The sequence below is a fragment of the Streptomyces roseifaciens genome (assembly GCF_001445655.1).
Classification (GTDB): Bacteria; Actinomycetota; Actinomycetes; order Streptomycetales; family Streptomycetaceae; genus Streptomyces; species Streptomyces aureoversilis.
Window position 1 is genome coordinate 2,188,608 of record NZ_LNBE01000004.1, and the last position, 23,587, is coordinate 2,212,194.

Below are 23,587 nucleotides of genomic sequence, written 5' to 3' on the forward strand. Positions count from 1 at the left end.
CGGCCGTGCGGGCGGCTGCGCCGACCGGTGGAGTCCGCGCAACCGCCTCCGGCGGTCAGGGGGCGGTGATCAGCCCGCTACCGCCGCCGTGCCCGTGATGTCCGCGAAGCCGTCGACCTCGCGCGGGTCGCGCGGGCCCGGGCCGATGTAGCGGGCGGAGGGGCGGACCAGGCGGCCGGTGCGCTTCTGCTCCAGGATGTGCGCGCTCCAGCCCGCCGTGCGGGCGCAGGTGAACATCGACGTGAACATGTGCGCCGGGACCTCCGCGAAGTCCAGCACGATGGCCGCCCAGAACTCGACGTTCGTGGCGAGGACCCGGTCGGGGCGGCGGTTGTGGAGCTCCTCCAGGGCCGCCTTCTCCAGGGCCTCGGCGACCTCGTAGCGCGGCGCGGCCAGCTCGCGGGCCGTGCGGCGCAGGACGCGGGCGCGCGGGTCCTCCGCGCGGTAGACGCGGTGGCCGAAGCCCATGAGGCGCTCGCCGCGGTCCAGGGCCTGCTTGACGTAGGCCGTGGCGTCGCCCGTGCGCTCGATCTCCTCGATCATGCCGAGGACGCGGGAGGGCGCGCCGCCGTGCAGCGGGCCGGACATGGCGCCGACCGCGCCGGAGAGCGCCGCGGCCACGTCGGCGCCCGTCGAGGCGATGACGCGGGCCGTGAAGGTGGAGGCGTTCATGCCGTGCTCGGCGGCGGACGTCCAGTAGGCGTCGACGGCCTTGACGTGCTTGGGGTCGGGCTCGCCGCGCCAGCGCTTCATGAAGCGCTCGACGACGGTCTCCGCCTTGTCGATCTCGCGCTGCGGGACCATCGGCAGGCCCTGGCCGCGCGCCGACTGGGCGACGTAGGACAGGGCCATGACGGCGGCGCGGGCCAGGTTGTCGCGGGCCGTGGCCTCGTCGATGTCGAGGAGGGGCTTCAGGCCCCACACGGGGGCGAGCATCGCGAGCGCGGACTGGACGTCGACGCGGATGTCCCCCGAGTGGACGGGGATCGGAAACGGCTCGGCGGGCGGCAGGCCGGGGTTGAACGAGCCGTCGACCAGCAGGCCCCAGACGTTGCCGAAGGACACTTGGCCGACCAGGTCCTCGATGTCGACGCCTCGGTAGCGGAGGGAGCCGCCTTCCTTGTCGGGTTCGGCGATCTCCGTCTCGAACGCGACGACTCCTTCGAGTCCGGGTACGAAGTCGGACATCAGGCGGCTCCTCATGATGTGTGCGACAGCTGGGGCGCCGGGCCCGGTCGGGCGCGGCTGCTCGGTGCGACTCGTGGTCCGTCACCGGTCATCCGGGTCATGCCCCGTGCGGAGGGGGTCTTCACCCGGTTCCGCACCCTGACCCCTGACGGGCGGGCTCGTTCCGGATTCCGGCCGGAAACGATAGCCGGTGATGTGCGGGTACCACAGCTTCCCGCCCTGCGATTTTGGGGGGTTCGCCACATGCGGCGAAAGGTGATGTCCGGCACAGTAGGGGTTTTGCCCACGGGAGGGTTACGGAGGGCCGGCCCCGGGCAGGCTCATCTGCTGTCCCTGGGCGTTTCCCGGGCCTTTGCTGACAGGATGGGCCGCGTGACCCACGCCGACGAGTTCCCCGCTCCCGAATTCCACGGCGGTGCGCTGGACGCCGCCGCAATGCGAGAGCAGTACCGCTCCCAGGGACTTCTGGAAGCGGACCTCGCCCCCGATCCGTACGAGCAGTTCGCGATCTGGTTCGCGCAGGTGTTCGCGGCGGGGCTGCGGGAGCCCAACGCCATGGTGGTCTCCACGGTCGGCGCCGGGGGCCGGCCCGGCTCGCGGACCGTGCTGCTCAAGGGCTACGACCAGCGGGGCTTCGTCTTCTACACCAACTACGGCTCGCGCAAGGCCGCGGACCTGGCGGGCAATCCGTACGTCTCGCTGCTCTTCCCCTGGCACCCGATCGGCCGTCAGGTCATCGTCGCCGGCCGGGCCGAGCGCGTGGAGCCGTCGGAGACGGCCGTCTACTTCCACTCGCGGCCGCGCGGCTCGCAGCTGGGCGCGTGGGCGAGTGCGCAGTCGGCGGTCGTCGCGTCGCGGGAGGAGATCGACACCGCGTACGAGCGGCTGCTCGCCCGCTACCCCGAGGGGGAGCCGGTGCCCGTGCCGACGGGCTGGGGCGGATATCGCGTGACCGCGGAGAGCGTGGAGTTCTGGCAGGGGCGCGAGAACCGGCTGCACGACCGGCTGCGGTACGTGCGCGAGGTGCGCGAGGGGGAGGCGGGCTGGCGGGTGGAGCGGCTCGCCCCGTGAGGCGGCAACTTGCTCCGTAAGGCGGCAACTCGCTTCGTAAGGTGGCAACTCGCTCTGTAGGACGGTCACTCGCTCCGTAAGGCGGAACTCGCCCCCCGTAAACGGTCACTCGCCCCGTAAGGCGGGAAAGCAGACGATCCGTGGGCCGGCTACCGCCGCGCTCTGCGGCGCGGCGGTGCCGAGCGGACGACTCGGCGGCCCACGGATCGGGTGACTGCTTGGGATTGGCCGGCGGATCCCCTCAGCTGCAGCTGGGAGGCCCCGGCGTTGCGCTTGGCGCGACGACGGGCGCTAGCCCGCAGTCACCTCACGCGTCCGGAATGAAACCATGTCCCGAACCACCTCCCTTCTCGTGTGCGCACCACCCTAGGAAGCGCGCGGATGAGCGACAACCGAATTTCCGGTGGGCAACGATTTCCCCGAAGACGGTGTGGTGCCCATCACGGTCGAGTTGAATGACCCGTCGTGCAGGACATGCAGACGCGTCCAGCTGGGGGTACCTCGTGACCGCACCACACACGTCCGGCCCGGCCCGCCCGGCCGCCGCGCCCGGTTCGGTGGAAGCCGCCGACAGCGACGACTCCGGCCTCCTCGCGGCGCTGCTCGACGGCATGGACACCGCGCTGTGCGCCTTCGACGCCGAGGGCACGGTCACCCACTGGAACCGCGAGGCCGAACGGATACTGGGCTGGACGGCGGCCGAGGCCGTCGGGCGGCAGGGGCTGGCCGGCTGGGCGGTGCGGCCCGCCGACGCCGCGGAGGTCGCGGCCCGGCTGGACGCGGCCATGGCGGCGCCCGGCCGCCACGTGCACGAGTTCGCGCTGCTCACCAAGGACGGCGGGCGGGTGCTGGTGCGCACCCAGCTGTCGGCCCTGCCCGGCGCGGGCGACCGGCCCGCCGGGGTCTACTGCGCGTTCAGCGAGGTGCACACGCAGATCGACCTGGAGCGCTCCATCGCGCTCAGCGAGGCCCTCTTCGGGGACGCGTCCTGGGGCGTCGTGCTCGTCGACGCCGACCTGCGCCCGGCCCTCGCCAACGCCCACGCCGCGCGCGCCCTGCGCACCGGCCGCACCGCCCTCCTCGGCCGGCCGCTCGGCGAGCTGCTGGACCAGGGGGTGGAGGAGGTCGAAGGCGCCCTCCAGCACGTCCTCGCGGCGGGCGCCCCGCCCGCTCCCACCGACCTTTGGGTGACCCTGCGCGACCAGGGCGGCGCCCCGCCCGAGCGCCGCTGCTGGCGCAGCGGCTTCCTGCGGCTGGCGTCGCCGCTCGCCGAGGAGCCGGTGCCGCTGGGGGTCGCCTGGCTGTTCCTGGACGTCACGGCCGCCCGGCTCACCGAGCAGGACAGCGCCCGGCTGCGCTTCCGCGCCAGCCAGCTGCACCGGGCCGGCCGGGCCGTCGCCGAGTGCGAGGACCCCATGGAAGCGGCCTCCCTCTACATGGACTTCGCCCTCGCGGGCTTCGCCGACCACGCCCTGATCGACCTGCTCCCCGAGCCGTGCCCGGCCCCCGAGCCCCCGGTCCGGCTGGTCAGAGCCACCGCCACGCCGGCCGGCACCCCGGGGCCCTGCCCGGCGATGGGCCGCGGCGGCCTGCCGGTGCCGTATCCGGACGGCCACCCCGCCCTGCAGGCGGTCGAGCGCTGCGGCTCCGTCCGCGCCGCCTCGGACTGCACCGAGACCTGGGCCACCGCGCGCAAGTGGCCCGAGGGCACCGTGCACGCCCTCGCCACGGTGCTGCGCAGCCGCGGGCGGACGCTCGGTGTGGTGACGTTCCTGCGCGGGCCGTCGCGCCGTCCCTTCGACCGCTCGGACGCGACGTACGCGGAGGACATCGCGTGCAGGGTGGCGGCGTCGATCGACTTGGCAGGACCGACGCCTTGATGGCGGGACCGACGCCTTGATGGTGGCCGGGTGCGCCTGGTGGTGCCGGGCGGGTGCGCCTGGTGGTGGCGGGCGGGCGCTCAGTGGTGGTGGGCGGGTGCGCCTAGTGACGGAAGAAGATCCGGTCCCCGTACTCGCGCAGCAGCCGCCCGTTCCACTCGTGCCCGCCGTCCACGTTGCCCGAGCGCAGCATCGGCGGGTCGATGCCGCGGGCGGCCAGCTCACCCGCTGCGGCCGCGACGACCGCCTGCATGAGGGCGCTGGTGACGACCGTCGACGCGGGGGCGAAGGGGGCCGCGATGCCGTCCGCCGTGAGCTCCGCGTCCCCGATGTCGATCTTGCTGTCGATGACGAGGTCGCAGTGGTCCTTCAGGAACGTGCCGGAGGAGTGGCGGGACCTGGTGTGCTCGGCGTAGGCGAGCGAGGTGACGCCGATGACGCGGACGCCGAGCGCGCGGGCGTTCATGGCCATCTCCACGGGCAGGGGGTTCCGCCCGGAGAGGGAGATGACGATCAGGACGTCGCCGGCCTGTACGGGGCTGGTGTCCAGGACCGCGCCCGCCAGGCCGTTGACCCGCTCCAGGGCGCTGCCGAGCGTGGCCGGCATGACGTCGAGGCCGACGACGCCGGGGACGGCGAGGAGGTTGATCAGGGCCAGGCCGCCCGCGCGGTAGACGACGTCCTGGGCGGGGAGCGAGGAGTGGCCGGCGCCGAAGACGAAGATCCGGCCGCCGTCCGCCACGGTGTCGGCGAGCAGGGCCCCGGCGGCCGTGATGTGCCCGGCCTCCTCGTCGCGCACCCGCTGCAGCAGCCCGATCGCGGCGTCGAAGAACTGCCCGGCCAGCTTGTTCTCGCTCATCGCTGCGGGGCTCCTTAGATCGAGATCCGGTGGCGCGTACGGTCTGGCGTACGCTCGTGGCGCGGATCACGTTGCGGTCTGGACCAGGGCCCTGTCAATACGGCGGGCGGGCAGGGGCCGTACGCGGCACCGTTGTCGGCGGTATGCGTCAGAATTGGGTTCAGGGGCCAGCGCACGACTTATCGAGGGGCACGCATGTCCGGACTGATCGACACCACGGAGATGTATCTCCGCACCATTCTCGAGCTGGAGGAGGAGGGTGTGGTCCCCATGCGTGCCCGCATCGCCGAGCGGCTCGACCAGAGCGGGCCGACGGTCAGCCAGACCGTGGCCCGCATGGAGCGCGACGGCCTGGTGTCCGTCGCCGGCGACCGGCACTTGGAGCTCACCGAGGAGGGCCGCCGGCTGGCCACGCGCGTGATGCGCAAGCACCGCCTCGCCGAGTGCCTGCTGGTGGACGTGATCGGCCTGGAGTGGGAGCAGGTCCACGCCGAGGCCTGCCGCTGGGAGCACGTGATGAGCGAGGCGGTGGAGCGCCGCGTGCTGGAGCTGCTGCGCCACCCCACCGAGTCGCCGTACGGCAACCCCATCCCGGGCCTGGAGGAGCTGGGCGAGAAGGCCGAGCCGGACCCGCTGCTCAATGAGGACATGGTCAGCCTGATGGACCTGGACGCCGGGTCCGACGGCAAGACGGTGGTCGTACGCCGGATCGGCGAGCCGATCCAGACGGATGCCCAGCTGATGTATTCGCTGCGGCGCGCGGGCGTTCAGCCCGGTGCGGTGGTCAGCGTGACGGATTCGGCGGGCGGTGTGATCGTCGGCAGCAGCGGCGAGGCCACCGAGCTGGAGCCGGACATCGCGGCGCACGTCTTCGTCGCCAAGCGCTGAGGCCTTCCGGCCCGGATCCCCGTTTCGCCCGGATCCTCGTTTCGCCCGCGCCCCGCTGCACACGGCCGCCTCCGCGGCCCGCAGCGGGGCGTCCTGCTGTGCCGGTTCCCCTTGTGCTGCGCCAACTCCCTTGAATCTGGCTGGAGTCCGCGTAACGGACCCGCGGGCGGCCCGGCCGTGCCACGCTGGCGCTGGCGCGCATATGCGCGGCACGCCGCCGTCCCGGGGAGGGAGAGCGCGATGAGGCCGGTGGGGTGTGACAAGGGCCCCGGCGCCCTTCCGGGCAGCCGGGGCCCTGCCTCCCCATATACCCCCGTGGCGACCCGGAGCCCCGAGCTCTCAGGGTCCGCCCCGCGGACCTTCTTCCCCGAGCGGTCCGCGCCCAGGTCGATTAATCCCCTGGGTGCCGCCGGCCAACCCTTCCCCGAGGTCACTCGAACGAGGGGTGTTGCGCGCGATGAGCATGCATTCGAATGTAAGTTCTATATCGTGAAGCTGCTCGGGGGAGAGTAGGGGGTGCCAGGGCTCATGGTTCGGCGTATCGACGTGAGTGGGAGCGGCGGAGTGCGGCTCGCGGCCTGGGAGTTCGCCGATCCGCCCAAGCATCCCTGCCGGGAGGGGACGGGCGGTCCCGGCGCGGTGCTGCTGCTCCACGGTCTGATGGGCCGCGCCGCACACTGGGCCGAGACCGCCCGCTGGCTCTCCGGCCGCCACCGCGCGGTCGCCCTCGACCAGCGGGGCCACGGCCGCAGCGAGCGCCCCGCCGACGGCCCCTACACCCGCGACGCCTACATCGCCGACGCCCAGGCGGCGATCGAGAGCCTGGACCTGGCGCCCGCCGTCCTGATCGGCCACGCCATGGGCGCCCTGACCGCCTGGCAGCTCGCGGCCCGCCGCCCCGACCTCGTCCGGGCCCTGGTCATCTGCGACATGCGGGCCTCCGCCCTGGGAGCCGCCACGCAGCGGGAGTGGGGCGAGTGGTTCAGGTCCTGGCCGGTCCCCTTCGCCACGCTCGCGGACGTCCGCAAGTGGTTCGCCGAGGGCGACCCCACCCTGGAGCGCCCCCGCCCGCCCCGCGGGGACTACTACGCCGAGATCATGGCCGAGCGCGCCGACGGCTGGCGCCCGGCCTTCTCCCGCCGCCAGATGCTCCAGGCCCGCGAGACCTACGCCCACGACGCCCATTGGGAAGAGCTCGCCCTCGTCCAGTGCCCCACCCTCGTCGTCCGCGGCCCCGACGGCGAACTGGGCCGCGCCGAAGCCCAGGAAATGGTCCGCGTCCTGCCCCGCGGCACCTACGCCGAAATCCAGGACGCGGGCCACCTCGTCCACTACGACCAGCCGGAGGGCTGGCGACAGGCGGTGGAGGGGTTCCTGGAGTCGGTGCTGCGGACGTAGGGGAGATGCGGGCCGCTCCCGGTGGCGGGTGGCTGCACATTAATTCAACAAGCGTTGACATATCTCGGGCGCGGGTGTGCACTGGCATTACGGCCACATGTCCTGACGAGCCACCCGAGGAGCCGTCATGTCCTCCCCGCTCTCCCCCCGGACCGCTTCCACCCCTCCCTCCGCCCCCGCCGACGTCATCGTCGTCGGCGCAGGTCCCACCGGGCTGCTGCTCGCCGGGGATCTGGCCGCCGCCGGTGTGCGGGTGACGGTGGTGGAGAAGAGGGCGCGGGAGTCCAATCTCACGCGGGCGTTCGCCGTTCACGCGCGCACGCTGGAGGCCTTCGACGCGCGGGGGATCGCCGAGCCGCTGCTGGCCACCGGGCCCTTCCTCGACACCCTCCGGATCTTCGGGCGCGGGCGGATCGACCTCTCCCGGCTGCCCAGCCGGTTCCCCGGTGTGCTGATGACGCCGCAGTACGAGACGGAGCGGGTGCTGGAGGAGCGTGCGCTGAAGGCCGGGGCCGTGCTGCGGCGCGGGGCCGAGGTGCTCGGGCTGCGGCAGGACGCCGACGGTGTCGAGGTGGACGTCCGTACCGAGGGCGACGGCGCGGAGAGCGGAGCCTCCGAGACGCTGCGTGCCGCCTACGTCGTCGGGGCCGACGGCGTCCGCAGCGCCGTGCGCAAGGCGCTCGGGATGCCCTTCCCCGGGCGGTCCGTGCTGCGGTCCGTCATGCTCGCCGACGTACGGCTGGAGACCAAGCCCGACGGGCTGCCCGTCTTCAACAGCGGCCGCGACGGCTTCGCCTTCCTCGTGTCCTTCGGCGACGGCTACTACCGGGCCATCGCCTGGCGGCGCGGCTGCGAGCTGCCCTCCAGTGCCCCCGTCGAGCTCGACGAGCTCAAGGCCCTCACCCGCGCCGTCTTCGGCACCGACTTCGGCATGCACGACGCGCGCTGGACCTCGCGCTTCCACAGCGACGAGCGGCAGGTGCCGCGCTACCGCGAGGGCCGTGTCTTCCTCGCCGGCGACGCCGCCCACGTCCACTCGCCCGCCGGCGGGCTCGGCATGAACGCCGGGCTCCAGGACGCCGCCAACCTCGGCTGGAAGCTCGCCGCCGTCCTCAAGGGCACGGCCCCCGACTCCCTGCTCGACAGCTACCACGACGAACGCCACCCCGTCGGCAAGCTGGTGCTGCGCCTGAGCGGCACCCTCGTGCGGTCCGTACTGCTCGCCTCGCCCGTCGCCCGCGGGCTGCGCGACGCCGTCGCCCTGGCCGCGGCAGCCGTGCCCTTCGCCACCGACCGGGGCGCGCTCATGATCTCCGGCATCGGCATCGGCTACCCCGCGCCGCCCGGCTCCCACCCGCTGACCGGGCACCGCGCCCCGGACCTGCCCCTCGCGGAGCACCCGGGCGAGCCCTCCCGCCTGTACGAGGCGCTGCGCGCCGGGACGTACGTCCGCGTCCTGCCGCGCGGCGGGGGCGCACCGCCCCACGACAAGGCGGACGTCACCACGGTCACCCGTGCCGACGCCCGCCCCACGACGCTCCTCGTCCGGCCCGACGGGTACGTGGCCGAGGCCGCCGACCACGGCTGACCCCGCTCGCGCCCGCCGCCGCGTGCCTCACCTGCGGCGGGCGTCCGCCGCATCCCGCCCGCACGCGTACGCCAGGGCGCTCACCAGCTCCTCCGCGTCCGGCAGCCAGCGGTTGGCGGCCGTGGGCTGGCGCGCCCACTGCACCGAACCGCGCGTGCCGATGCGGGTGGGCGGCGCGACCACGTAGTCGCCCTCGCCGCGGGCGATGAGGTCCAGGGACGTGGGGTGCCAGCCCAGCTTCCGGGCGAGGTCCGCGACCTTCAGCGCGCCGCCGGGCAGGACGAAGAACTGCATCCGGCGGAACGGCGTGCACATGACCGGCCCCAGCTGGATGTCCATCCGCTCCATCCGGGCCAGCGCCAGGCAGCCCGCGGTCTCCGGGACGTCCAGCGCGTCGAACGTGCGGCCCGTCGGCAGCAGGACCGAAGCGGCGGGCTGCTTCTGCCACATGCGGCGGACGGCGACCGCGCTGCCGGTGGCCTGGGTCGCCCAGTCCGGGCGGTCCGGGTGCGCACCGGGGGCGGGGCAGCCGGGATCACCGCACGAGCAGTGCTCCCGCCCCTCCTCCACCTGCAGCCACGTGCCGCCGAATACGTCCCAGTGCCGCTCCTCCGCATACCTCACAGCGGCGTCCAGCAGTTGCTCGCTGCGCTGTTGGGGGATGTGCGGGGCTCCTACTGCGATGGTCTCTTCCACGCCCATCACAACTCCCCTCGTCACGAGGGGTTACGGCTCAGGCTCACGCTTGTGGGCGGTGCCAGGACATGCACGTGGGGCGCACGGATGCATGTACGGGGGCGCAGACGCGGGTTGGCCGCCGAGGGTGGGTAGCCACCTCTGCGGCGACAGGGCGAGACCGTCATTGTCTGGCCAATGCCGCCTTTGCTGTCATTACCGTTAAGTCCGCATTCTCCGGACATTCAGGGGGCAAAGATCACAGGGGAAGACGCAGTCAGCTGTCTCAGCTTCTCCGCACGCCGCGGCGGACCGCGCCGCGAACGCTTAGCAGTTTCAGGGGGTACAGCATGGCCGCACGGCCACTCGTGGCGCGGCAGCCGAACGAACGGCTGCAGGCGCTCATTCAGGAAGCCGCCTGTTCCAACGCCGGCCTCGCCCGGCGCGTCAATATGTGCGGCGCCGAGCACGGGCTCGACCTGCGCTACGACAAGACTTCCGTAGCGCGCTGGCTGCGCGGCCAGCAGCCGCGCGGGCGGGCCCCCGCCATCATCGCCGAGGCGCTGGGCCGCAAGCTCGGACGCACCGTCACCATCGACGAGATCGGCATGGCGAACGGCAAGAACCTCGCCTCCGGCGTCGGCCTGCAGTTCTCGCCCACCGTGCTCGGCGCGATCGAGCAGGTGTGTGAGCTGTGGCGGAGCGACGTCGGCCGGCGGGACTTCCTCAGCGGGACGTCCGTCGCCTCCTCCGCGCTCGTCGAGCCGAGCCGCGACTGGCTCATCACCGGCGCCGACCCCCAGGTCGCCCGCAACGCCGGGGCGCGCGTGGGGCCGTCCGACGTCGACGCCGTGCGCGCCACCACGGAAGCCCTGGTCGAACTCGACCACCGGTACGGCAGCGGGCACGTAAGGCCCGTCGTCGTGCACTACCTCAACAGCGTCGTCTCCGGGCTGCTCGCAGGCTCCTACCGCGAGTCCGTGGGGCGCGAACTGTTCGCCGCGGTCGCCCGGTTGACCGAGCTCGCGGGCTACATGGCCGTCGACACCGGCCAGCCGGGCCTCGCCCAGCGGTACTACATCCAGGCGCTGCGCCTCGCCCAGGCTGCGGGGGACCGTGGGTACGGGGGGTACGTCCTGGCCGCCAGCATGAGTCACCTGGCGGCTTCGTTGGGGAACCCAAGGGAGATCGCCCAGTTGGCGAAAGCAGCACAGGAAGGGGCACGGGGGCACGTGACGCCGCGGGCCGAGGCCATGTTCTACGCGGCCGAGGCGCGCGGGCACGCCCTGCTCGGCGACGCACGGTCGTGCCAGGGCGTCGCGGCCAAGGCCATGGCCAAGCTCGAACAGGCCGGGGACCCCTCGCCGGACTCCGGCGACGACCCCTCCTGGATCCGGCACTTCGACCACGCCTACCTGGCCGACGAACTGGCCCACTGCCACCGGGACCTCGGGCAGGCCGAACAGGCCCGGCGGCACGCGGAGGACGCCATCGCCGGGCACGCGGAGGGGCGGGTGCGCAGGCGCGCCATCGGAATGCTGCTGCTGGCCACGGCGCAGGTCCAGCAGCGGGACGTCGACGAGGCGTGTGCCACCGGGGTGCGGGCACTGGACCTGCTGGGCACGCTGAGGTCGAACCGGGGCGCGGAGTACCTGGACGACTTCCAGCAGCGCCTCGCGCCCTACCGGGAGGAGCCGGTGGTACGGGAATTCGGGTCCCGGCTGGAGGTGCAGGCGGCGTAGGGGGATCGCCGGAAGCGTCGCCCCCTGCCCCTTACCGGGCAGGGGGCGGCCGCATGGCCCTGCCGTGCGGCGACCCGGTAGCGTGGCCGCGCTATCGATAAGTTGCCGTACAGCTTGAGGAGTCCCGGTGACGCAGAGCGGACAGGGCAACGCGCCTCAGCCGGCCCCCGGCCGGCCCTGGGGCGAGCCGTGGGGGCCGGACGCGCAGCGCGCCCCCCTGCCGCCCGAGATGCCGCCGGGCACGCCTCCGCGCCCCGGTGACTCCGAGGCCACGCAGTACCTGCCGCCTGTCCTGGGCACCGGGCCCGCCCCCGCCACCCCCGACTCCGCTTCCGAGGCCACCCAGTACTTGCCGCCGGTCGCCTCCGGGCCGCTTCCCGGGGCGCCGCAGCCGCCTGCTCCGTACGCGCAGGGTGGCGCCGGCCAGGGTGGCGCCGCGCAGGGCGGTGCCCAGGCGGGTGCTTCCGGTGGCGCTCCGGGCGGCGCGCCGAGTGCGTCGGCCGTCCCGGGCGGCGGACCCTCCGCGGACCCCGCGACCCAGTACTTGCCGCCGCTTCCCGACTCGGCCGCGGCGGCCACGCAGTACCTGCCGCCGGTCGGAGGAAACGCTTCCTCGGACGGGGCCTCCGCCGCCACCCAGTACCTTCCGCCCGTGCCGGGGGCTGCGCCCTCCGGTGGGGACGCGGCTGCCGCGACGACCCAGTACTTGCCGCCGGTCGGCGGAGGCGCGCCCTCCGGCGGGGATGCGGCCACGCAGTACCTGCCGCCGGTCAGCGGCGGCGCGCTCGCGGGCGGGGACTCCGCCGCGGCGACCCAGTACCTTCCGCCCGTGCCGGGAGCTGCGCCCTCCGGTGGGGACGCGGCTGCGGCAGCGACCCAGTACTTGCCGCCGGTCGGCGGAAACGCGTCCTCCGGCGGCGGCCCCGCCGCGGGCGCCGCGTACCCGCCGCCCGCCCCCGGACCCGCGTCGTCCGCCGGTGAAGCGACTCAGCTGCTTCCCCCGCAGACCGGCAGCCCCTTCCCGCCGCCCGGCGCCCCCGCCCCCCGGCCGCCCCTCGGGGGCATGGCCGCGCAGGGGGAGCGGCCGCCGCCCTCGGAGTTCGACGGGCTGTTCCGTGCCTCCGCAGACGCCGCTGCCAGTACCGCCGCCCGGCAGGCCGGCCGCGAGCCCGCGGCGGCCGCGCACATACCCCCGCCGCGCGGCCCGCACGCGGCTCCCCGGCAGCCCGCCCCGGCCCCCTCCTCTCCGCCCTCCCGGCGGAAGCTGCCCACCGCAGCCATCGTCGGCATCGTCGTCGCCGGCTGTGCCGCCGCCGGGCTCGCCGCCGGTGCGCTGCTCAGCGGCGGGGACGAGAAGAAGAGCGACCCCCCGCAGAACGCCGCGGTCAGCTCCGCGGCGCCCAGCAGCAGCGCGCCGGAGGACGACGGCGGGAAGAAGAAGGAGCCGTCCGCCGACCCCGCGGACCCGGCCGTCGCCCAGGCCAAGGCCCTGGACGCACTGCTGAAGGACAGCAACAACAGCCGCGACGCCGTCATCAAGGCCGTCGACTCCACCCGTAACTGCAAGGACCTGGGCAAGTCCGCCTCCGACCTGCGCGACGCCGCCAAGCAGCGCGACAGCCTGGTGACCCGCCTCCAGAAGACGACGATCGACAAGCTCCCCAACAGCGCGCAGCTCGCGGCGCAGCTGACCAAGGCCTGGAAGTCCTCCGCGTCCGCGGACACCCACTACGCGGCGTGGGCGGACCAGGTGGGCGGCAAGCACGGGTGCGTCAAGGGCCACGCCCGCCCGTCCGGCGAGAGCGCCGCGGGCGACCGCGCCAGCGGTGAGGCGACCGCCGCCAAGAAGGCGGCCGCGGAGCTGTGGAACCCGATCGCCAAGAAGTACGGACTGTCGCAGCACTCCTGGGCGCAGCTGTAGCTGTAGCAGCAGCTGTGGCTGTAGCCGTAGCCGTGGCTGCAGCGGTCGCGGCGCCCGGCGGCGACTGCAGATGATCACGGCGATCGCAGCGGTCGCGGGCGCGGATCCCGGGGGCCGGAGCGGGCCGCCCGGGTGGGAACGTACGATCGATTGCTATGCAGGGTTCGGAGAAGTCTTCCCGCCGCGGCCGCCGCTCGACCACCATGGACGGCATGCCGCTCAATGACATGCCGTGGTGGCGCTGGCGTGCGCATGTGCGCTCGGCGCTGCACATGCTCTCGGACCCCGACTTCCAGCGCGAGCGCTGGCTCGCGGGCGACGCGGGATTCGGGGACGTGACCGACGCCGTCTACCGGCTGGTCGAGGACACCTGGCTGGACAACTGGTCGGCCGAGAAATACATCGGGACGATCTTCCGGGACTCGGGCGAGGCCGCGCTCGTCGACCTGGCCGTGCTGCGGGTCCTGCGGATCATGCACCAGGTCGGGCCCGACGCGCCCGTCTCGGCGTACCTGGAGCACCACGGCTGGCCCGAGGCCGTACAGGCCGCGCGGGAGGCGCACGTACGGCTGGCGCTGAACGACGGGGACGAGCCGGAGGTGCCGCCGCGCCCGCTGGACGTGCTGGACCGGCTCACACAGGCGCGCTGAGCCGCGCCACCGGGCGCCGCGGGGTCCGGGCGGTCCGGCGGGCCCCGCGGGTGTGCGAGGCTATTGGGCTATGAACGCCTCCCAGTCCCCTGCCGCCGAAGGGGCCCCAGCGCAGCCCGAGCAGTACGTCCTCACCCTCTCCTGCCCCGACAAGCAGGGCATCGTCCACGCGGTGTCCAGCTATCTCTTCATGACCGGGTGCAACATCGAGGACAGCCAGCAGTTCGGTGACCGCGACACCGGGCTCTTCTTCATGCGCGTCCACTTCGGCGCGGAGGCGCCCGTCACCCTGGAGAAGCTGCGGGCCAGCTTCGCCGCCATCGGGGACTCGTTCCACATGGACTGGCAGATCCACCGGGCGGACGAGAAGATGCGCATCGTCCTGATGGTGTCCAAGTTCGGCCACTGCCTGAACGACCTGCTCTTCCGCTCCCGGATCGGCGCCCTGCCGGTGGAGATCGCCGCCGTGGTCTCCAACCACACCGACTTCGCCGAGCTCGTCGGCTCCTACGGCGTCCCCTTCCACCACATTCCGGTCACGAAGGACAACAAGCCGGAGGCGGAGGCGAAGCTCCTGGAGCTCGTCCAGGCGGAGAACGTCGAGCTGGTCGTCCTCGCCCGCTACATGCAGGTGCTCTCCGACGACCTCTGCAAGGTCCTCTCCGGCAAGATCATCAACATTCACCACTCCTTCCTGCCGAGCTTCAAGGGCGCGAGGCCGTACCACCAGGCGCACGCGCGCGGCGTGAAGCTGATCGGTGCCACCGCGCACTACGTGACCGCGGACCTCGACGAGGGCCCGATCATCGAGCAGGAGGTCGAGCGCGTCGGCCACGAGGTCACCCCGGATCAGCTCGTCGCCATCGGCCGCGACGTCGAGTGCCAGGCGCTCGCCCGCGCGGTGAAGTGGCACAGCGAGCACCGGGTGCTCCTGAACGGGCGGCGGACGGTCGTCTTCGCGTAGCACCGCAGCACCGCAGCACCGCAGCCCCGTAGCACCCGCAGTCCTCGCAGTCCCCGCAGAACCTGCAGAACGGCCTGTGGCCCGCATCCCCGATGCGGGCCACAGGCCGTTCCGGCGTCTCTGCGTCTCCCGCAGCTCTTACGGCTCCTGCAGCTCCTACATGCGCGACAGCGAAGCCGTCGCGTACAAGGCGTCCAGGATGGCCTCACGATCCCCCGTGTGGCCCGCTGCGGCCTCCTCCGGATGGACGTGGCCCGCCGCCAGGCGGCAGAACTCCAGGGTGTCCAGGGCCACGTGGGCGACCTCGTCCTCCGGGGCGGCCCCGGCCGCGGGGGAGTCGAGGGGGAGGTACCAGTGGCCGCCGCCGCTGCCTTCGACCTCCAGGTGCAGCGTGCGGCCCGGGGCGCCCGCCGCGGTCAGGGCGCGCGGCGGCGGGGCGAGGCCGGCGCGGCGGCGGTCGGCGATGGCCGTAGGGAGCATGCGGGCGGTCAGGTCGACCAGGTCGTGGAGGTGGCCGGGCGAGGGCGGGCGGTAGGGGTAGTCGACGGCTTCGGCGATGTCCTCCGCGTGGATCCAGCACTCGAAGGCCCGGTCGAGGAACGCATCGCGCAGGGGGAGGGCGAACTGTCCGTACGGGACGGGCAGTTCCGCGGCGCCGCCGTCGGCGAACGACGCGCTCCGTATCAGTGCGTGCCCCTGCCGCCGCCACTCCGTGCGCACCGCGCCGGGCGGGCCCTCGGCGGCCTCCGGCTCCCCCTCCGGCGGCTCCGGGAGGCCCAGGGTCGCGGCGACGGACCCGTCGGAGGCCGTGAGGTGGGCGATGACCGCGGCGACCGTCATGTCGCGCTCCACGGCCCGGGAGCCGTCGAACCACTGGAGCCGTACCTGCGCCTGCCACTCCGCCTCGCCGAAGTCGCGCAGGAGGGCGTCGAGCCGGGCGGTCTCCGCGTCGTAGGGGGCGACCCAGGAGGGCAGGGGGACGCGGGCCGGGCGGCGGCCCAGGCAGGAGGCGAGCACGCGGGAGCGCAGCCGCGGGTCGAGGTCCAGATTGTCCTCCGGGTGCAGCAGGGCGACGGCTTCGCGCAGCCGTACGGCCTCGTCCGCGCAGGTGGCGCAGTCGGTCAGGTGCGCCTCGACGGCGGTGGTCTCCTCGGCGGAGCAGGCGGCGAGCGCCCAGGCGCCGAGGAGGGATTTGAGTACCTTGTGCGACATCGGGGCCGTCTCGGGAGCGATCGGAGCCGCCTCGGCAGCAGGGGCGGGGGCGGCTTCCGGCCACCGGGCGGTGTCCTCGGCGGCGGTCCGGGGCAGCGGTATGCGCGGCGGACGGGGCGGACCGGAAGCGCCGTTTCCGTCTTGACGGCCGGGCCCGCCCCGGCCGGGTGCCTCGCTCACAGCGTCCCTCCGCGCGCGGGCGGCGCGACGGCGCGCGGCCCGGGGTGCGCGGTGGAGAGCAGCTGCAGGCCCAGGCGCAGCCGGCGGCGCGCCTCGTCCTCGGTGACGCCGAGGTGGGCGGCGGCCCGGCGGTAGTCGAGACGGCGCAGGTAGGCGAGGTCGAGGGCGGCGCGCAGCGGGGCCGGCATGGAGGTGACGATGTAGTCGGCGCGGGCGGCGGCGGACGCCGCGCGGACCTTCTCCTCGATCTCGTCGGGCGTGGCCGCGCCGTCGCTCTGCGACTGCCGCAGCCGCTCGACGGCCTGACGGTGGGTGAGCCCGGCGATCCAGGAGCGCAGCGAGCCCTCGCGGGGGTCGAACTCGCCGGGGTGCTCCCAGACATGGCCGAAGACCTCGCGCGTGACGCGGTCGGCGCCGGCCTCGTCCCCGAGGACGCGGTGGGCGAGGGTGTGCACGAGGGAGGCGAAGCGGTCGTAGAGCTCGCCGAGGGCGGCGGCCTCGCCGTGCGCGAGCCGCTGCTGCATCTTGCGGTCCCACCGGGGTGGTGCTGCTGCTGTTGCTGCTGATGCGTCGGTCGCCATGTCTGCCCCTCCGTCCGCCCGTCCGCCCGGCCCGGCGTCGCGCTGGTGTGCGTCGCACTCATGACCGCTACCCGCGGCGCTCGACGCTTGTGCTCACGGTCACATACTCCTCGAATGTAGTGGCCGGGTCCGACAGTCAGGCCGTCTTTGCGGGGAACATCGTGAAGATCGCCCCGCCGAACGGCCCCGGATGGTATTGCCCCGGTCACTTTCCGCACATCTGGCCGATCGTTACGGATCGTACGTGCGCGAATGTGCCGATGTGTTATGCGGGTGTGACCGGAACTTTGGGGATTAAGGGTTCGAGCTGGGCATAGGCTCGTTGGGGGCCGGTTCTGTACATCCGGTCCCACCGGCGTTTCACGAGGGAGAGACGGGGGAGACGCCGGGCAGCCACGGCTGCGGAAAGGTCCGTTCCGGGGAACGAGAGACCGAGCGAAGGGGCTTCGAGCGCGTGACGTTGAAGGTGAAGGACGCCGAGCGGGGGGACTGGGCCGTCCTCCGGGTCTCCGGCGAGATGGACCTGGTGACGTCGCCGGTGGTCCGGCAACGCGTGCACGACGCGGTCGCCGACGGACGGCGCAGCCTCGTGCTCGACCTGGCCGAGGTGCGCTTCTGCGACTCCAGCGGCGTCGGCGTGCTGATCGCCGCCCGCCGCCTGATGCGCTCCTGTCAGGGGCGCCTGAGACTCATCCTGCCCCCGCAGGGCGGCGCGGCGGACGGCTCCCACGTCAACAGGGTGCTCGGCGCACTCGGGGTGCGCCGTCTCTTCGAGATCTATCCGGACCTGGCCACGGCCACCCACGAGGGCCGCGACAGCGGCGACCCCCTCCCCGCGCAGTCCGCCTAGCCTCGGCGGCCACTGCCGGCAGGTGGCCGGCCCCCTACCCCTCCCGCGGGAATCCGGCCCGCACGACGAAGCCGCCCTCCCGCGTCGTATGCGCCTCCAGCGTTCCGCCCAGGCTCTGCGCCCGCTCGCGCAGCCCCACCAGGCCGTGCCCGCCGCCGGGCAGCCCGGGCGCCGGTACGGCCGCGTCCGGCGGCCCGTTGCGGATCTCCACCAGCAGCGTCTCCGCAGCGTCCTCCGCCAGCCGGACCCGTACGTGTGCGCCCGGTGCGTGCTTACGGGCGTTGGTCAGCGCTTCCTGCACCGTACGGAACGCCGCCCGTTCGACTGCCTCGGAGCGTGCGGTCCGGGCATCGCACGTGTTCTCGTACGCCACGTCGAGCGCGCTCAGCTCGATCAGCCGTGGCAGGTCCGCGAGGCGCGGCTGCGGGGTGAGTTCTTCGGTGTCGGCTCCGGCGGCGCGCAGGATGCCGACCATGTGCCGCAGCTCCTCGAGCGTGCGCACGGACAGCTCGCGGATCCTGCGGGCCCCCTCGCGCGCCTGGTCGTCCCCCGTGCTGATCTGCACGGCGCCGGCCTGCAGGCTGATCAGGCTGACCTGGTGGGCGACGACGTCGTGCATCTCGCGGGCCAGCCGGGCGCGCTCGGTGGCCAGGACCTGGTCGGCGAGCAGCCGGTCCTCGCGCGCCCGGCTGCGCGTCAGCTCGTCCAGCCGGGAGGCGAGCTCGCGCCGGGTGCGGGTGAGCAGGCCGAGCGCGACGGGCGTGGCGGCGGTGACGCACGCGTCGACGAGCTGCAGGGCGACCTCGCGCCGGTCGTCGAAGGACAGCTCCGAGATCGGGTACGGCAGGAAGTGCGCGACGGCCAGCAGCGCCGCGGCCCCGACGAGCAGCCGCCGGTCCGGGCGCAGCGTCGCCACCGTGTACAGCGCGATCATCGGGGCGAACCAGATGTAGCCGATGTAGATGCCCGGCAGCGTCACCGCGAAGACGGTGAGCGGGAAGCGCCTGCGCCACAGCAGCGCGACCGCGGCCAGCAGCGACACCCCGAGGTCCAGGCCGAGCCCGGGCCCGTTGACCAGCACCGCGTCCAGGGCGGCGATCAGCACGGGCACCACCAGCAGCACGGCGACACGCGCCCGCGAGGGGAGCCGGAAGCCGGGCCGGAGTCCGGCGGGGGCGGTCACGCGCCGCCGCCCGGTGGGCCGGCGCCCTGCACCTGTCCCGCACGGCGCACCTGTCCCGCGCCCTGGGCCCGTCCCGCCTCCTCGCCCTGCGGCCGGTCCTTGCCCTGCGCGGTGACGAGCCCGGCCCGGTCGGCGACGATCGCGGCCTGGACGCGGTTGAGCCCGCCGAGCTTGCCGAGTACGGCACGGACGTGGTCCTTGACCGTGCTGGGCGCGAGCCCCATGCGCTCCGCGATCTGCGGGTTGGCCAGCCCCGCGCCGAGGTGCGCGAGCACCTCCCGCTCGCGCGGGGTGAGCGCCGCCACCGCCTCGGCGGCCGTCGTCTCCGCCTCGGAGGCGAGGTAGCCGCCGATGACCGCGCGGGTCACGCCGGGGTCGAGGACGCTGCCGCCCGCCGCGAGGGTCCGTACGGCCTGGACGAGCTGCTCCGGGTCGGTGTCCTTCAGGAGGAAGCCGGTCGCGCCGCCGCGCAGGGCCGCCGCCAGGTACTCGTTGGCGTCGAAGGTCGTGAGCATGGCGACGGCGGGCGGCTGCGGGGCGTCGCGCAGCGCGCGGAGAACGGTCAGCCCGTCGACGTCCGGCATCCGGATGTCGAGCAGGACGACGTCGGGGGCGCAGGCGCGCACGGTGGCGACGGCCTGGCCGCCGCCGCAGTCGGCGACCACCTCGATGTCGGGGGCCGTGCCCAGGATCATCCTCAGCCCGGACCGGACGAGCTGCTCGTCGTCGACCACCGCAACACGGATCACCTGCCGTTACCTCTTCCACGCCCGCTGCCCGGTGTCATGCCGCTCGCTCCCTGCTCGTCCGCGCTTGTTCCACGACCGGCTAGAGCCGGTTCTCCCTGCTCCGGTTCCGGTCACGCACCCTGTCCGGTTCCCGTCACGCCTCCAGCCTGCCGCACGGTTCCGGCAACCACGGCCGAAAACGGAACGTGGCGCTCCTCTCGATCTTCCGCCCGGTCGTCCCCTGGCCCGTCCCCCGGTCGTCCCCTGGCCCGGCCCCCGGCCGCCCCCGGCCCGGTCCCCGGTCGTCTTCCGATCGTCCCCCCGATGGGCGGAGGGACCCCCTCCGATCGGCGGGGGCGAGTCGGGACCCACGGGGGATTCCGCCCGGGGCGTGCGGGCGGGCAAAGTGCTGTCCGTACTGCAGCATGCCGGGACTGACCTACCGGCGTGAGGTGCCGCAGCACGCGGCCTCGGGTCGCCGCATCCCCCACAGGCGGCGACCCGAGGCCGGGGGAAATCCCCTCTGCACACAGGGGTATGCACAGGGGCCGAAGCCGTGCTGTGCCGTCACATGGGCGGCGCGGCCGGCGCCGGCCCCAGCGTCGTCGTCCCCGGCGCGGCCCGGTGCCCGAGCCCCGTGCGGTACGCGTCCAGCGCCGCCTCGACCCGCCCCGTGCGCCGCAGCAGATCGCCCAGCAGCCGGCACAGATCGGCCAGGTCTCCGGCCGCCCCCGTGCGCTCCAGCAGCGACAGCGCCGCGCAGTAGTGCTCCTCCGCCGACTCCGTCAGCCCGCGCTCCTCGGCGATCAGCCCCAGCAGCCGGTGCGCACCGCCCGCGTGCACCGCGCCGCGCTCGGCGCCCAGCGCCGACGGCGACAGCAGCGGGCTCAGCAGCCGCTCCGCCTCGGCCGCCTTGCCCCGCCGCCGCAGCACGTCGGCCAGCTCCACCTCCACCTGCACGGTGAACAGCGCCGCCCGCTTCGACGCCAGCATGTCGCGCGCCGTCCGCAGCTCGCTCTCGGCGCCCTCCAGGTCGCCGTTCTGCGCGCGGACGTAGCCGCGCATCCAGTGGCAGTGCGCGAGCTCGGTGCGGATGTGCAGCTGCTGGTAGAGCTCCTGGGCCTTGGCGAGCGAGGCGTCGGCCTCCTCGATGCGGCCCTCGGCGATCAGGGTGCGGGCCACGCCCCGGTGCATGCCGGCGACGAGCGCCGGATCGTCCACCTGGGGCGCCAGCGTGAGCGCCAGCTCCGCGGCGTGCGCGGCTCGCGCGTGCGCCCCCATGTCCATGTAGGGGGCGATGGAGGCCGTGTAGAGGAGCAGCAGCGCGTCCGGGTCGTGCAGCCCCGAGGCGTTCAGCTCGTCGAGCGCCGTCTCCAGCAGGTAGCAGGCGTAGCGCAGCTCCCCGGCCAGCAGGTGGGCGGTGGCGCGGCCGCGCAGCGCGGGGACGCGGCGCGGCAGCGGCTCGTCGGCCAGCAGCGCCTCGGCGGCGGCGTAGTGGTCGCGGGCGGCGGAGAGGTCGCCGGTCTCCAGGGCGCAGTCGCCGAGCCCGAGGAGCGCGGTGGCCCGCTCGGGGACGAGCTCCGCGCGCGCCGCCTCCTCGTGCAGCGCCCCGTAGAGCGCGGCGGCGTCCTCGGCGGCGCCGGTGGCCAGGGTGCGGCGGGCGTCGGTGAGGCGCATCCGCAGCCCGGTGGCCAGGTGCGCGGGGCGGCCGGTGGCGAGCTCGTCGACGGTGGTGCCGAGCCGGTCGGCGAGGTGGCGCAGGGCGGTCTCGGAGGGGCGGACGCGGCCGGACTCCAGGGTGGAGATGTAGGCGGCCGTATAGGCGGGCTCGGCCAGCTGGCGCTGGGTGAGGCCCTTGGCCGTGCGCAGCCGCAGCACGCGCCGGCCGATCTCGGCGGGCCCGTCGGCCCGTATGCCGTGGGTGCTGTTCTCGGCCACTGCTGCCCCTCGGTAGGTTACGCCGTGCATTTCGAGTAGGTGCAAGTCACGTACGTGCAAGTCCAAGTACGTGCACTTCGGGTACGCCGTGCATGTCAGGCCAGGGGTCCCGTGCCGCGGCGTGAGGTCGTGAGGTCGTGAGTACGTGAGCTACGTGAGGATGGAACCATGCCGCACGGTCTCGACGGGCAGGATCTCGTAGGGGGCGCACAGAGGCTCGGAGGGGCGCTCGGTGAGGCACCGGCAGGCGCGGCGGTGCCCTCGATGAGCTCGGTGACCGGCCGCCACCGCCGGCCCGGCCTCGTCCTCACCGACCACCACTTCGACGTGCCGCTCGACCACGACGCCCCCTCCGGCGAGCACATACGGATCTGAGCGCGCGAGGCCGTCGCATCGTCCCGCGAGCACGACGACCTGCCCCGGCTCGTCTGCCTCCAGGGCGGCCCCGGCTTCCCCGCCGGACGCCCCGTGGGCCGCGAGAACCGGCTCGACCGCGCCCTGGAGGACTACCGCGCCCTGGAGGGCTACCGCGCCCACTGCCCGCTCTACGCACTGCTCCACGAGGCCATTTATGCCCAGGACGGGCAGGCGACGCACTGGATGGGCGCCGCTCCACGACCCCGAGCGCCTCGCCCGCAACACCGTGCCGGTCGCAGCGGCGGGCGGTGTTTCTTCGGCCGCATCCATTGCCGGGTGCTTCCCGGGCCCCCTACGTTAAGCCGCGCATTAAAGCGACTTGACCCGCTGCTTAACCGGCGGCGGAGCTCGGGAGGAACCCCCCATGAGAAGACGCATATCCCTCGCGGCCGGCGGTCTGGCCCTCGCGGCGGCCCTGGCCGCCACGGCTCCTGCGGTGGCGGCGAGCCCGGACAAGCCGGTCACACCCCAACGCACGCAGGACGTCGAGTACTTCACCGGCCCCGACGGCCACCCCCGCCACACCACCATCCCCGCGTCCCCGCCCCTGCCGCGCCCCCTCGCGCCCTCCGCGAAGGGCGACGGGGACGTCACCCCCGTGGTCAGCAACGGCCCGGTCGGCTCCAAGCTCGACGTCGTCTTCATCGGCGACGGATACACCGCGGACCAGCAGGACGCCTTCCACGCCGCCGTGCGCACCAAGTGGGCCAAGATGTCGGCCGTCGAGCCGTACGCCTCGTACGCGGGCCTGTTCAACGTGTGGGCCGTCGACGCCGTCTCCCGCGACTCCGGCGTCACCAACGACCCGGCCAAGGGCGTCACCAAGGACACCGCCCTGCGGTCGTACTTCTTCTGCGACGACGTGGAGCGGCTGCTGTGCGTCGACACCGCCCGCGTCGAGTCGTACGCGGCGAAGGCGCCGGCCGCCGACCTCGTCGTCGTCCTGTCCAACTCCGCCAAGTACGGCGGCGCGGGCTACAACGACGTGGTCTCCCAGGCCGGTTACGACGGCATCGCCACCGCGTCCTCCGACCACCCCAAGTCCGACCAGGTCGCCGTCCACGAGACCGGGCACTCGCTCGGCAAGCTCGCCGACGAGTACCAGTACGACGAGTACGGCACGTACACCGGCGCCGAGCCGGCCGACACCAACATCAGCACGCTGGACGCCGGGCAGCAGAGCGCGCAGCACAAGAAGTGGTACCGCTGGATCGGGCGGACCTCGCCGGACGGCGGCACCGTCGGCGCGTACGAGGGCGGCGGCTACTACCCCAAGGGCCTCTACCGTCCCACCGAGAACTCGATCATGCGCACGCTGGGCCGGGAGTTCAACCTGCCGGGCCGCGAAGCCATGATCGCGGGCTTCTACCGCCACGCGAGCGTGCTGACCAGCGACAGCGGCCGGTACGGAACGGTCTCGCACCGCGAGCGGGTCGTCGTGCGGCCGGCCGTGCCCACGGCGACCGTGCGCTGGTACGTGGACGGGCTGGAGGCCGTGGCCGCCCGCGGCCGGACCGAGGTCGTCCCGCGGATGCTCGGCGTGCCCGGCGACGGCCGCCCGCACACGCTGACGGCGCGCGCCGTGGACCGCACGGGCGCGGTCCTCGACCCGGAGCTGCGCAAGCGGCTGGCGGGCTCGCTGACGTGGAAGGTGACGCGCTGAGCCGATGGGGC

The 23,587-nt window shown here is 73.9% G+C and carries 20 protein-coding genes; 12 read left to right on the forward strand and 8 right to left on the reverse strand.

Annotation, left to right across the window (positions count from 1 at the left end):
• Positions 1-69 precede the first annotated feature (69 nt).
• Positions 70-1,188: a citrate synthase 2 gene (locus AS857_RS27095; protein ID WP_058045831.1), complete on the reverse strand. Its 1,119-nt coding sequence runs from the start codon at positions 1,186-1,188 to the stop codon at positions 70-72.
• A 363-nt stretch (positions 1,189-1,551) separates the two neighbouring features.
• On the opposite strand from AS857_RS27095, the gene pdxH reads away from it, so the two are divergent.
• On the forward strand, positions 1,552-2,259 hold the full coding sequence (gene pdxH, locus AS857_RS27100) for a pyridoxamine 5'-phosphate oxidase (RefSeq protein ID WP_058045832.1): 708 nt from the start codon (positions 1,552-1,554) through the stop codon (positions 2,257-2,259).
• A gap of 503 nt (positions 2,260-2,762) precedes the next feature.
• Entirely contained in the window at positions 2,763-4,139 is a 1,377-nt protein-coding gene (locus AS857_RS27105) for a PAS domain-containing protein (protein ID WP_420823966.1), read from the forward strand.
• Between the two features lie 103 nt (positions 4,140-4,242).
• On the opposite strand, the gene AS857_RS27110 is transcribed toward AS857_RS27105, so the two are convergent.
• Positions 4,243-4,998, reverse strand: a complete 756-nt coding sequence (locus AS857_RS27110; protein ID WP_058045833.1) for an SIS domain-containing protein — start codon at positions 4,996-4,998, stop codon at positions 4,243-4,245.
• Positions 4,999-5,193: 195 nt separating this feature from the next.
• On the opposite strand from AS857_RS27110, the gene AS857_RS27115 reads away from it, so the two are divergent.
• The 3 genes from AS857_RS27115 (at position 5,194) to AS857_RS27125 (ending at position 8,872) form a co-directional block, all read left to right on the forward strand.
• Positions 5,194-5,886 (forward strand): iron-dependent transcriptional repressor DtxR, encoded by a 693-nt coding sequence (locus tag AS857_RS27115; protein WP_030369085.1) that lies wholly within the window; start codon positions 5,194-5,196, stop codon positions 5,884-5,886.
• Positions 5,887-6,414: 528 nt separating this feature from the next.
• Positions 6,415-7,284, forward strand: coding sequence for an alpha/beta fold hydrolase (locus tag AS857_RS27120; RefSeq protein ID WP_058045834.1), 870 nt, complete (start codon positions 6,415-6,417; stop codon positions 7,282-7,284).
• Between the two features lie 127 nt (positions 7,285-7,411).
• Positions 7,412-8,872, forward strand: coding sequence for an FAD-dependent monooxygenase (locus AS857_RS27125; RefSeq protein WP_058045835.1), 1,461 nt, complete (start codon positions 7,412-7,414; stop codon positions 8,870-8,872).
• A gap of 27 nt (positions 8,873-8,899) precedes the next feature.
• On the opposite strand, the gene AS857_RS27130 is transcribed toward AS857_RS27125, so the two are convergent.
• The gene (locus tag AS857_RS27130; RefSeq protein ID WP_063278435.1) at positions 8,900-9,574 is read right to left on the reverse strand and encodes a bifunctional DNA primase/polymerase; all 675 of its coding nucleotides are present in this window, start codon (positions 9,572-9,574) and stop codon (positions 8,900-8,902) included.
• Positions 9,575-9,897: 323 nt separating this feature from the next.
• Here AS857_RS27130 and AS857_RS27135 point away from each other — a divergent pair, with 323 nt between their 5' ends.
• The 4 genes from AS857_RS27135 to purU all read left to right on the forward strand — a co-directional run bounded on the left by AS857_RS27135 (position 9,898) and on the right by purU (position 14,824).
• Entirely contained in the window at positions 9,898-11,289 is a 1,392-nt protein-coding gene (locus AS857_RS27135) for an NsdA family TPR-like regulatory protein (RefSeq protein ID WP_058045836.1), read from the forward strand.
• Positions 11,290-11,416: 127 nt separating this feature from the next.
• The gene (locus AS857_RS27140; protein ID WP_058045837.1) at positions 11,417-13,210 is read left to right on the forward strand and encodes a hypothetical protein; all 1,794 of its coding nucleotides are present in this window, start codon (positions 11,417-11,419) and stop codon (positions 13,208-13,210) included.
• A gap of 155 nt (positions 13,211-13,365) precedes the next feature.
• Positions 13,366-13,860 carry an SCO4402 family protein gene (locus AS857_RS27145; protein ID WP_058045838.1) on the forward strand — a complete coding sequence of 165 codons (495 nt, stop codon included), beginning with the start codon at positions 13,366-13,368 and terminating at the stop codon, positions 13,858-13,860.
• Between the two features lie 70 nt (positions 13,861-13,930).
• Positions 13,931-14,824, forward strand: coding sequence for a formyltetrahydrofolate deformylase (purU, locus tag AS857_RS27150; RefSeq protein ID WP_058045839.1), 894 nt, complete (start codon positions 13,931-13,933; stop codon positions 14,822-14,824).
• A 156-nt stretch (positions 14,825-14,980) separates the two neighbouring features.
• On the opposite strand, the gene AS857_RS27155 is transcribed toward purU, so the two are convergent.
• Complete coding sequence (locus AS857_RS27155) at positions 14,981-16,216, reverse strand: zf-HC2 domain-containing protein (RefSeq protein ID WP_058045840.1); 1,236 nt, start codon at positions 16,214-16,216, stop codon at positions 14,981-14,983.
• The gene (locus AS857_RS27160; RefSeq protein WP_058045841.1) at positions 16,213-16,797 is read right to left on the reverse strand and encodes a sigma-70 family RNA polymerase sigma factor; all 585 of its coding nucleotides are present in this window, start codon (positions 16,795-16,797) and stop codon (positions 16,213-16,215) included. The genes AS857_RS27155 and AS857_RS27160 overlap by 4 nt, the downstream gene beginning before the upstream one ends.
• Before the next feature lie 454 nt (positions 16,798-17,251).
• On the opposite strand from AS857_RS27160, the gene AS857_RS27165 reads away from it, so the two are divergent.
• Positions 17,252-17,647, forward strand: a complete 396-nt coding sequence (locus AS857_RS27165; protein ID WP_058045842.1) for an STAS domain-containing protein — start codon at positions 17,252-17,254, stop codon at positions 17,645-17,647.
• Between the two features lie 34 nt (positions 17,648-17,681).
• Here AS857_RS27165 and AS857_RS27170 read toward each other — a convergent pair whose 3' ends face one another.
• The 3 genes from AS857_RS27170 to AS857_RS27180 form a co-directional block, all read right to left on the reverse strand.
• Positions 17,682-18,830 carry a sensor histidine kinase gene (locus AS857_RS27170; protein WP_058045843.1) on the reverse strand — a complete coding sequence of 383 codons (1,149 nt, stop codon included), beginning with the start codon at positions 18,828-18,830 and terminating at the stop codon, positions 17,682-17,684.
• Positions 18,827-19,579 carry a response regulator gene (locus AS857_RS27175; protein WP_058045844.1) on the reverse strand — a complete coding sequence of 251 codons (753 nt, stop codon included), beginning with the start codon at positions 19,577-19,579 and terminating at the stop codon, positions 18,827-18,829. Before AS857_RS27175 ends, AS857_RS27170 begins: the two co-directional genes overlap by 4 nt.
• Positions 19,580-20,125: 546 nt before the next feature.
• On the reverse strand, positions 20,126-21,526 hold the full coding sequence (locus AS857_RS27180; protein ID WP_079110660.1) for a helix-turn-helix domain-containing protein: 1,401 nt from the start codon (positions 21,524-21,526) through the stop codon (positions 20,126-20,128).
• Between the two features lie 138 nt (positions 21,527-21,664).
• Here AS857_RS27180 and AS857_RS42460 point away from each other — a divergent pair, with 138 nt between their 5' ends.
• Positions 21,665-21,871: a hypothetical protein gene (locus AS857_RS42460; protein ID WP_160330277.1), complete on the forward strand. Its 207-nt coding sequence runs from the start codon at positions 21,665-21,667 to the stop codon at positions 21,869-21,871.
• Between the two features lie 406 nt (positions 21,872-22,277).
• A complete protein-coding gene (locus tag AS857_RS27190; protein WP_058045846.1) occupies positions 22,278-23,576 on the forward strand; it encodes a M64 family metallopeptidase in 1,299 nt (432 codons plus the stop codon).
• The last annotated feature ends 11 nt before the right edge of the window (positions 23,577-23,587 follow it).

Coding starts and splice junctions, on each gene's coding strand:
- AS857_RS27145 (WP_058045838.1), top strand. CDS start 13,366: ATGCAGGGTTCGGAGAAGTCTTCCCGCCGCGGCCGCCGCTCGACCACC.
- pdxH (WP_058045832.1), top strand. CDS start 1,552: ATGGGCCGCGTGACCCACGCCGACGAGTTCCCCGCTCCCGAATTCCAC.
- AS857_RS27135 (WP_058045836.1), top strand. CDS start 9,898: ATGGCCGCACGGCCACTCGTGGCGCGGCAGCCGAACGAACGGCTGCAG.
- AS857_RS27095 (WP_058045831.1), bottom strand. CDS start 1,188: ATGTCCGACTTCGTACCCGGACTCGAAGGAGTCGTCGCGTTCGAGACG.
- AS857_RS27110 (WP_058045833.1), bottom strand. CDS start 4,998: ATGAGCGAGAACAAGCTGGCCGGGCAGTTCTTCGACGCCGCGATCGGG.
- AS857_RS27130 (WP_063278435.1), bottom strand. CDS start 9,574: ATGGGCGTGGAAGAGACCATCGCAGTAGGAGCCCCGCACATCCCCCAA.
- AS857_RS27180 (WP_079110660.1), bottom strand. CDS start 21,526: ATGCACGGCGTAACCTACCGAGGGGCAGCAGTGGCCGAGAACAGCACC.
- AS857_RS27160 (WP_058045841.1), bottom strand. CDS start 16,797: ATGGCGACCGACGCATCAGCAGCAACAGCAGCAGCACCACCCCGGTGG.
- purU (WP_058045839.1), top strand. CDS start 13,931: ATGAACGCCTCCCAGTCCCCTGCCGCCGAAGGGGCCCCAGCGCAGCCC.
- AS857_RS27190 (WP_058045846.1), top strand. CDS start 22,278: ATGAGAAGACGCATATCCCTCGCGGCCGGCGGTCTGGCCCTCGCGGCG.
- AS857_RS27120 (WP_058045834.1), top strand. CDS start 6,415: ATGGTTCGGCGTATCGACGTGAGTGGGAGCGGCGGAGTGCGGCTCGCG.
- AS857_RS27125 (WP_058045835.1), top strand. CDS start 7,412: ATGTCCTCCCCGCTCTCCCCCCGGACCGCTTCCACCCCTCCCTCCGCC.
- AS857_RS42460 (WP_160330277.1), top strand. CDS start 21,665: ATGCCGCACGGTCTCGACGGGCAGGATCTCGTAGGGGGCGCACAGAGG.
- AS857_RS27115 (WP_030369085.1), top strand. CDS start 5,194: ATGTCCGGACTGATCGACACCACGGAGATGTATCTCCGCACCATTCTC.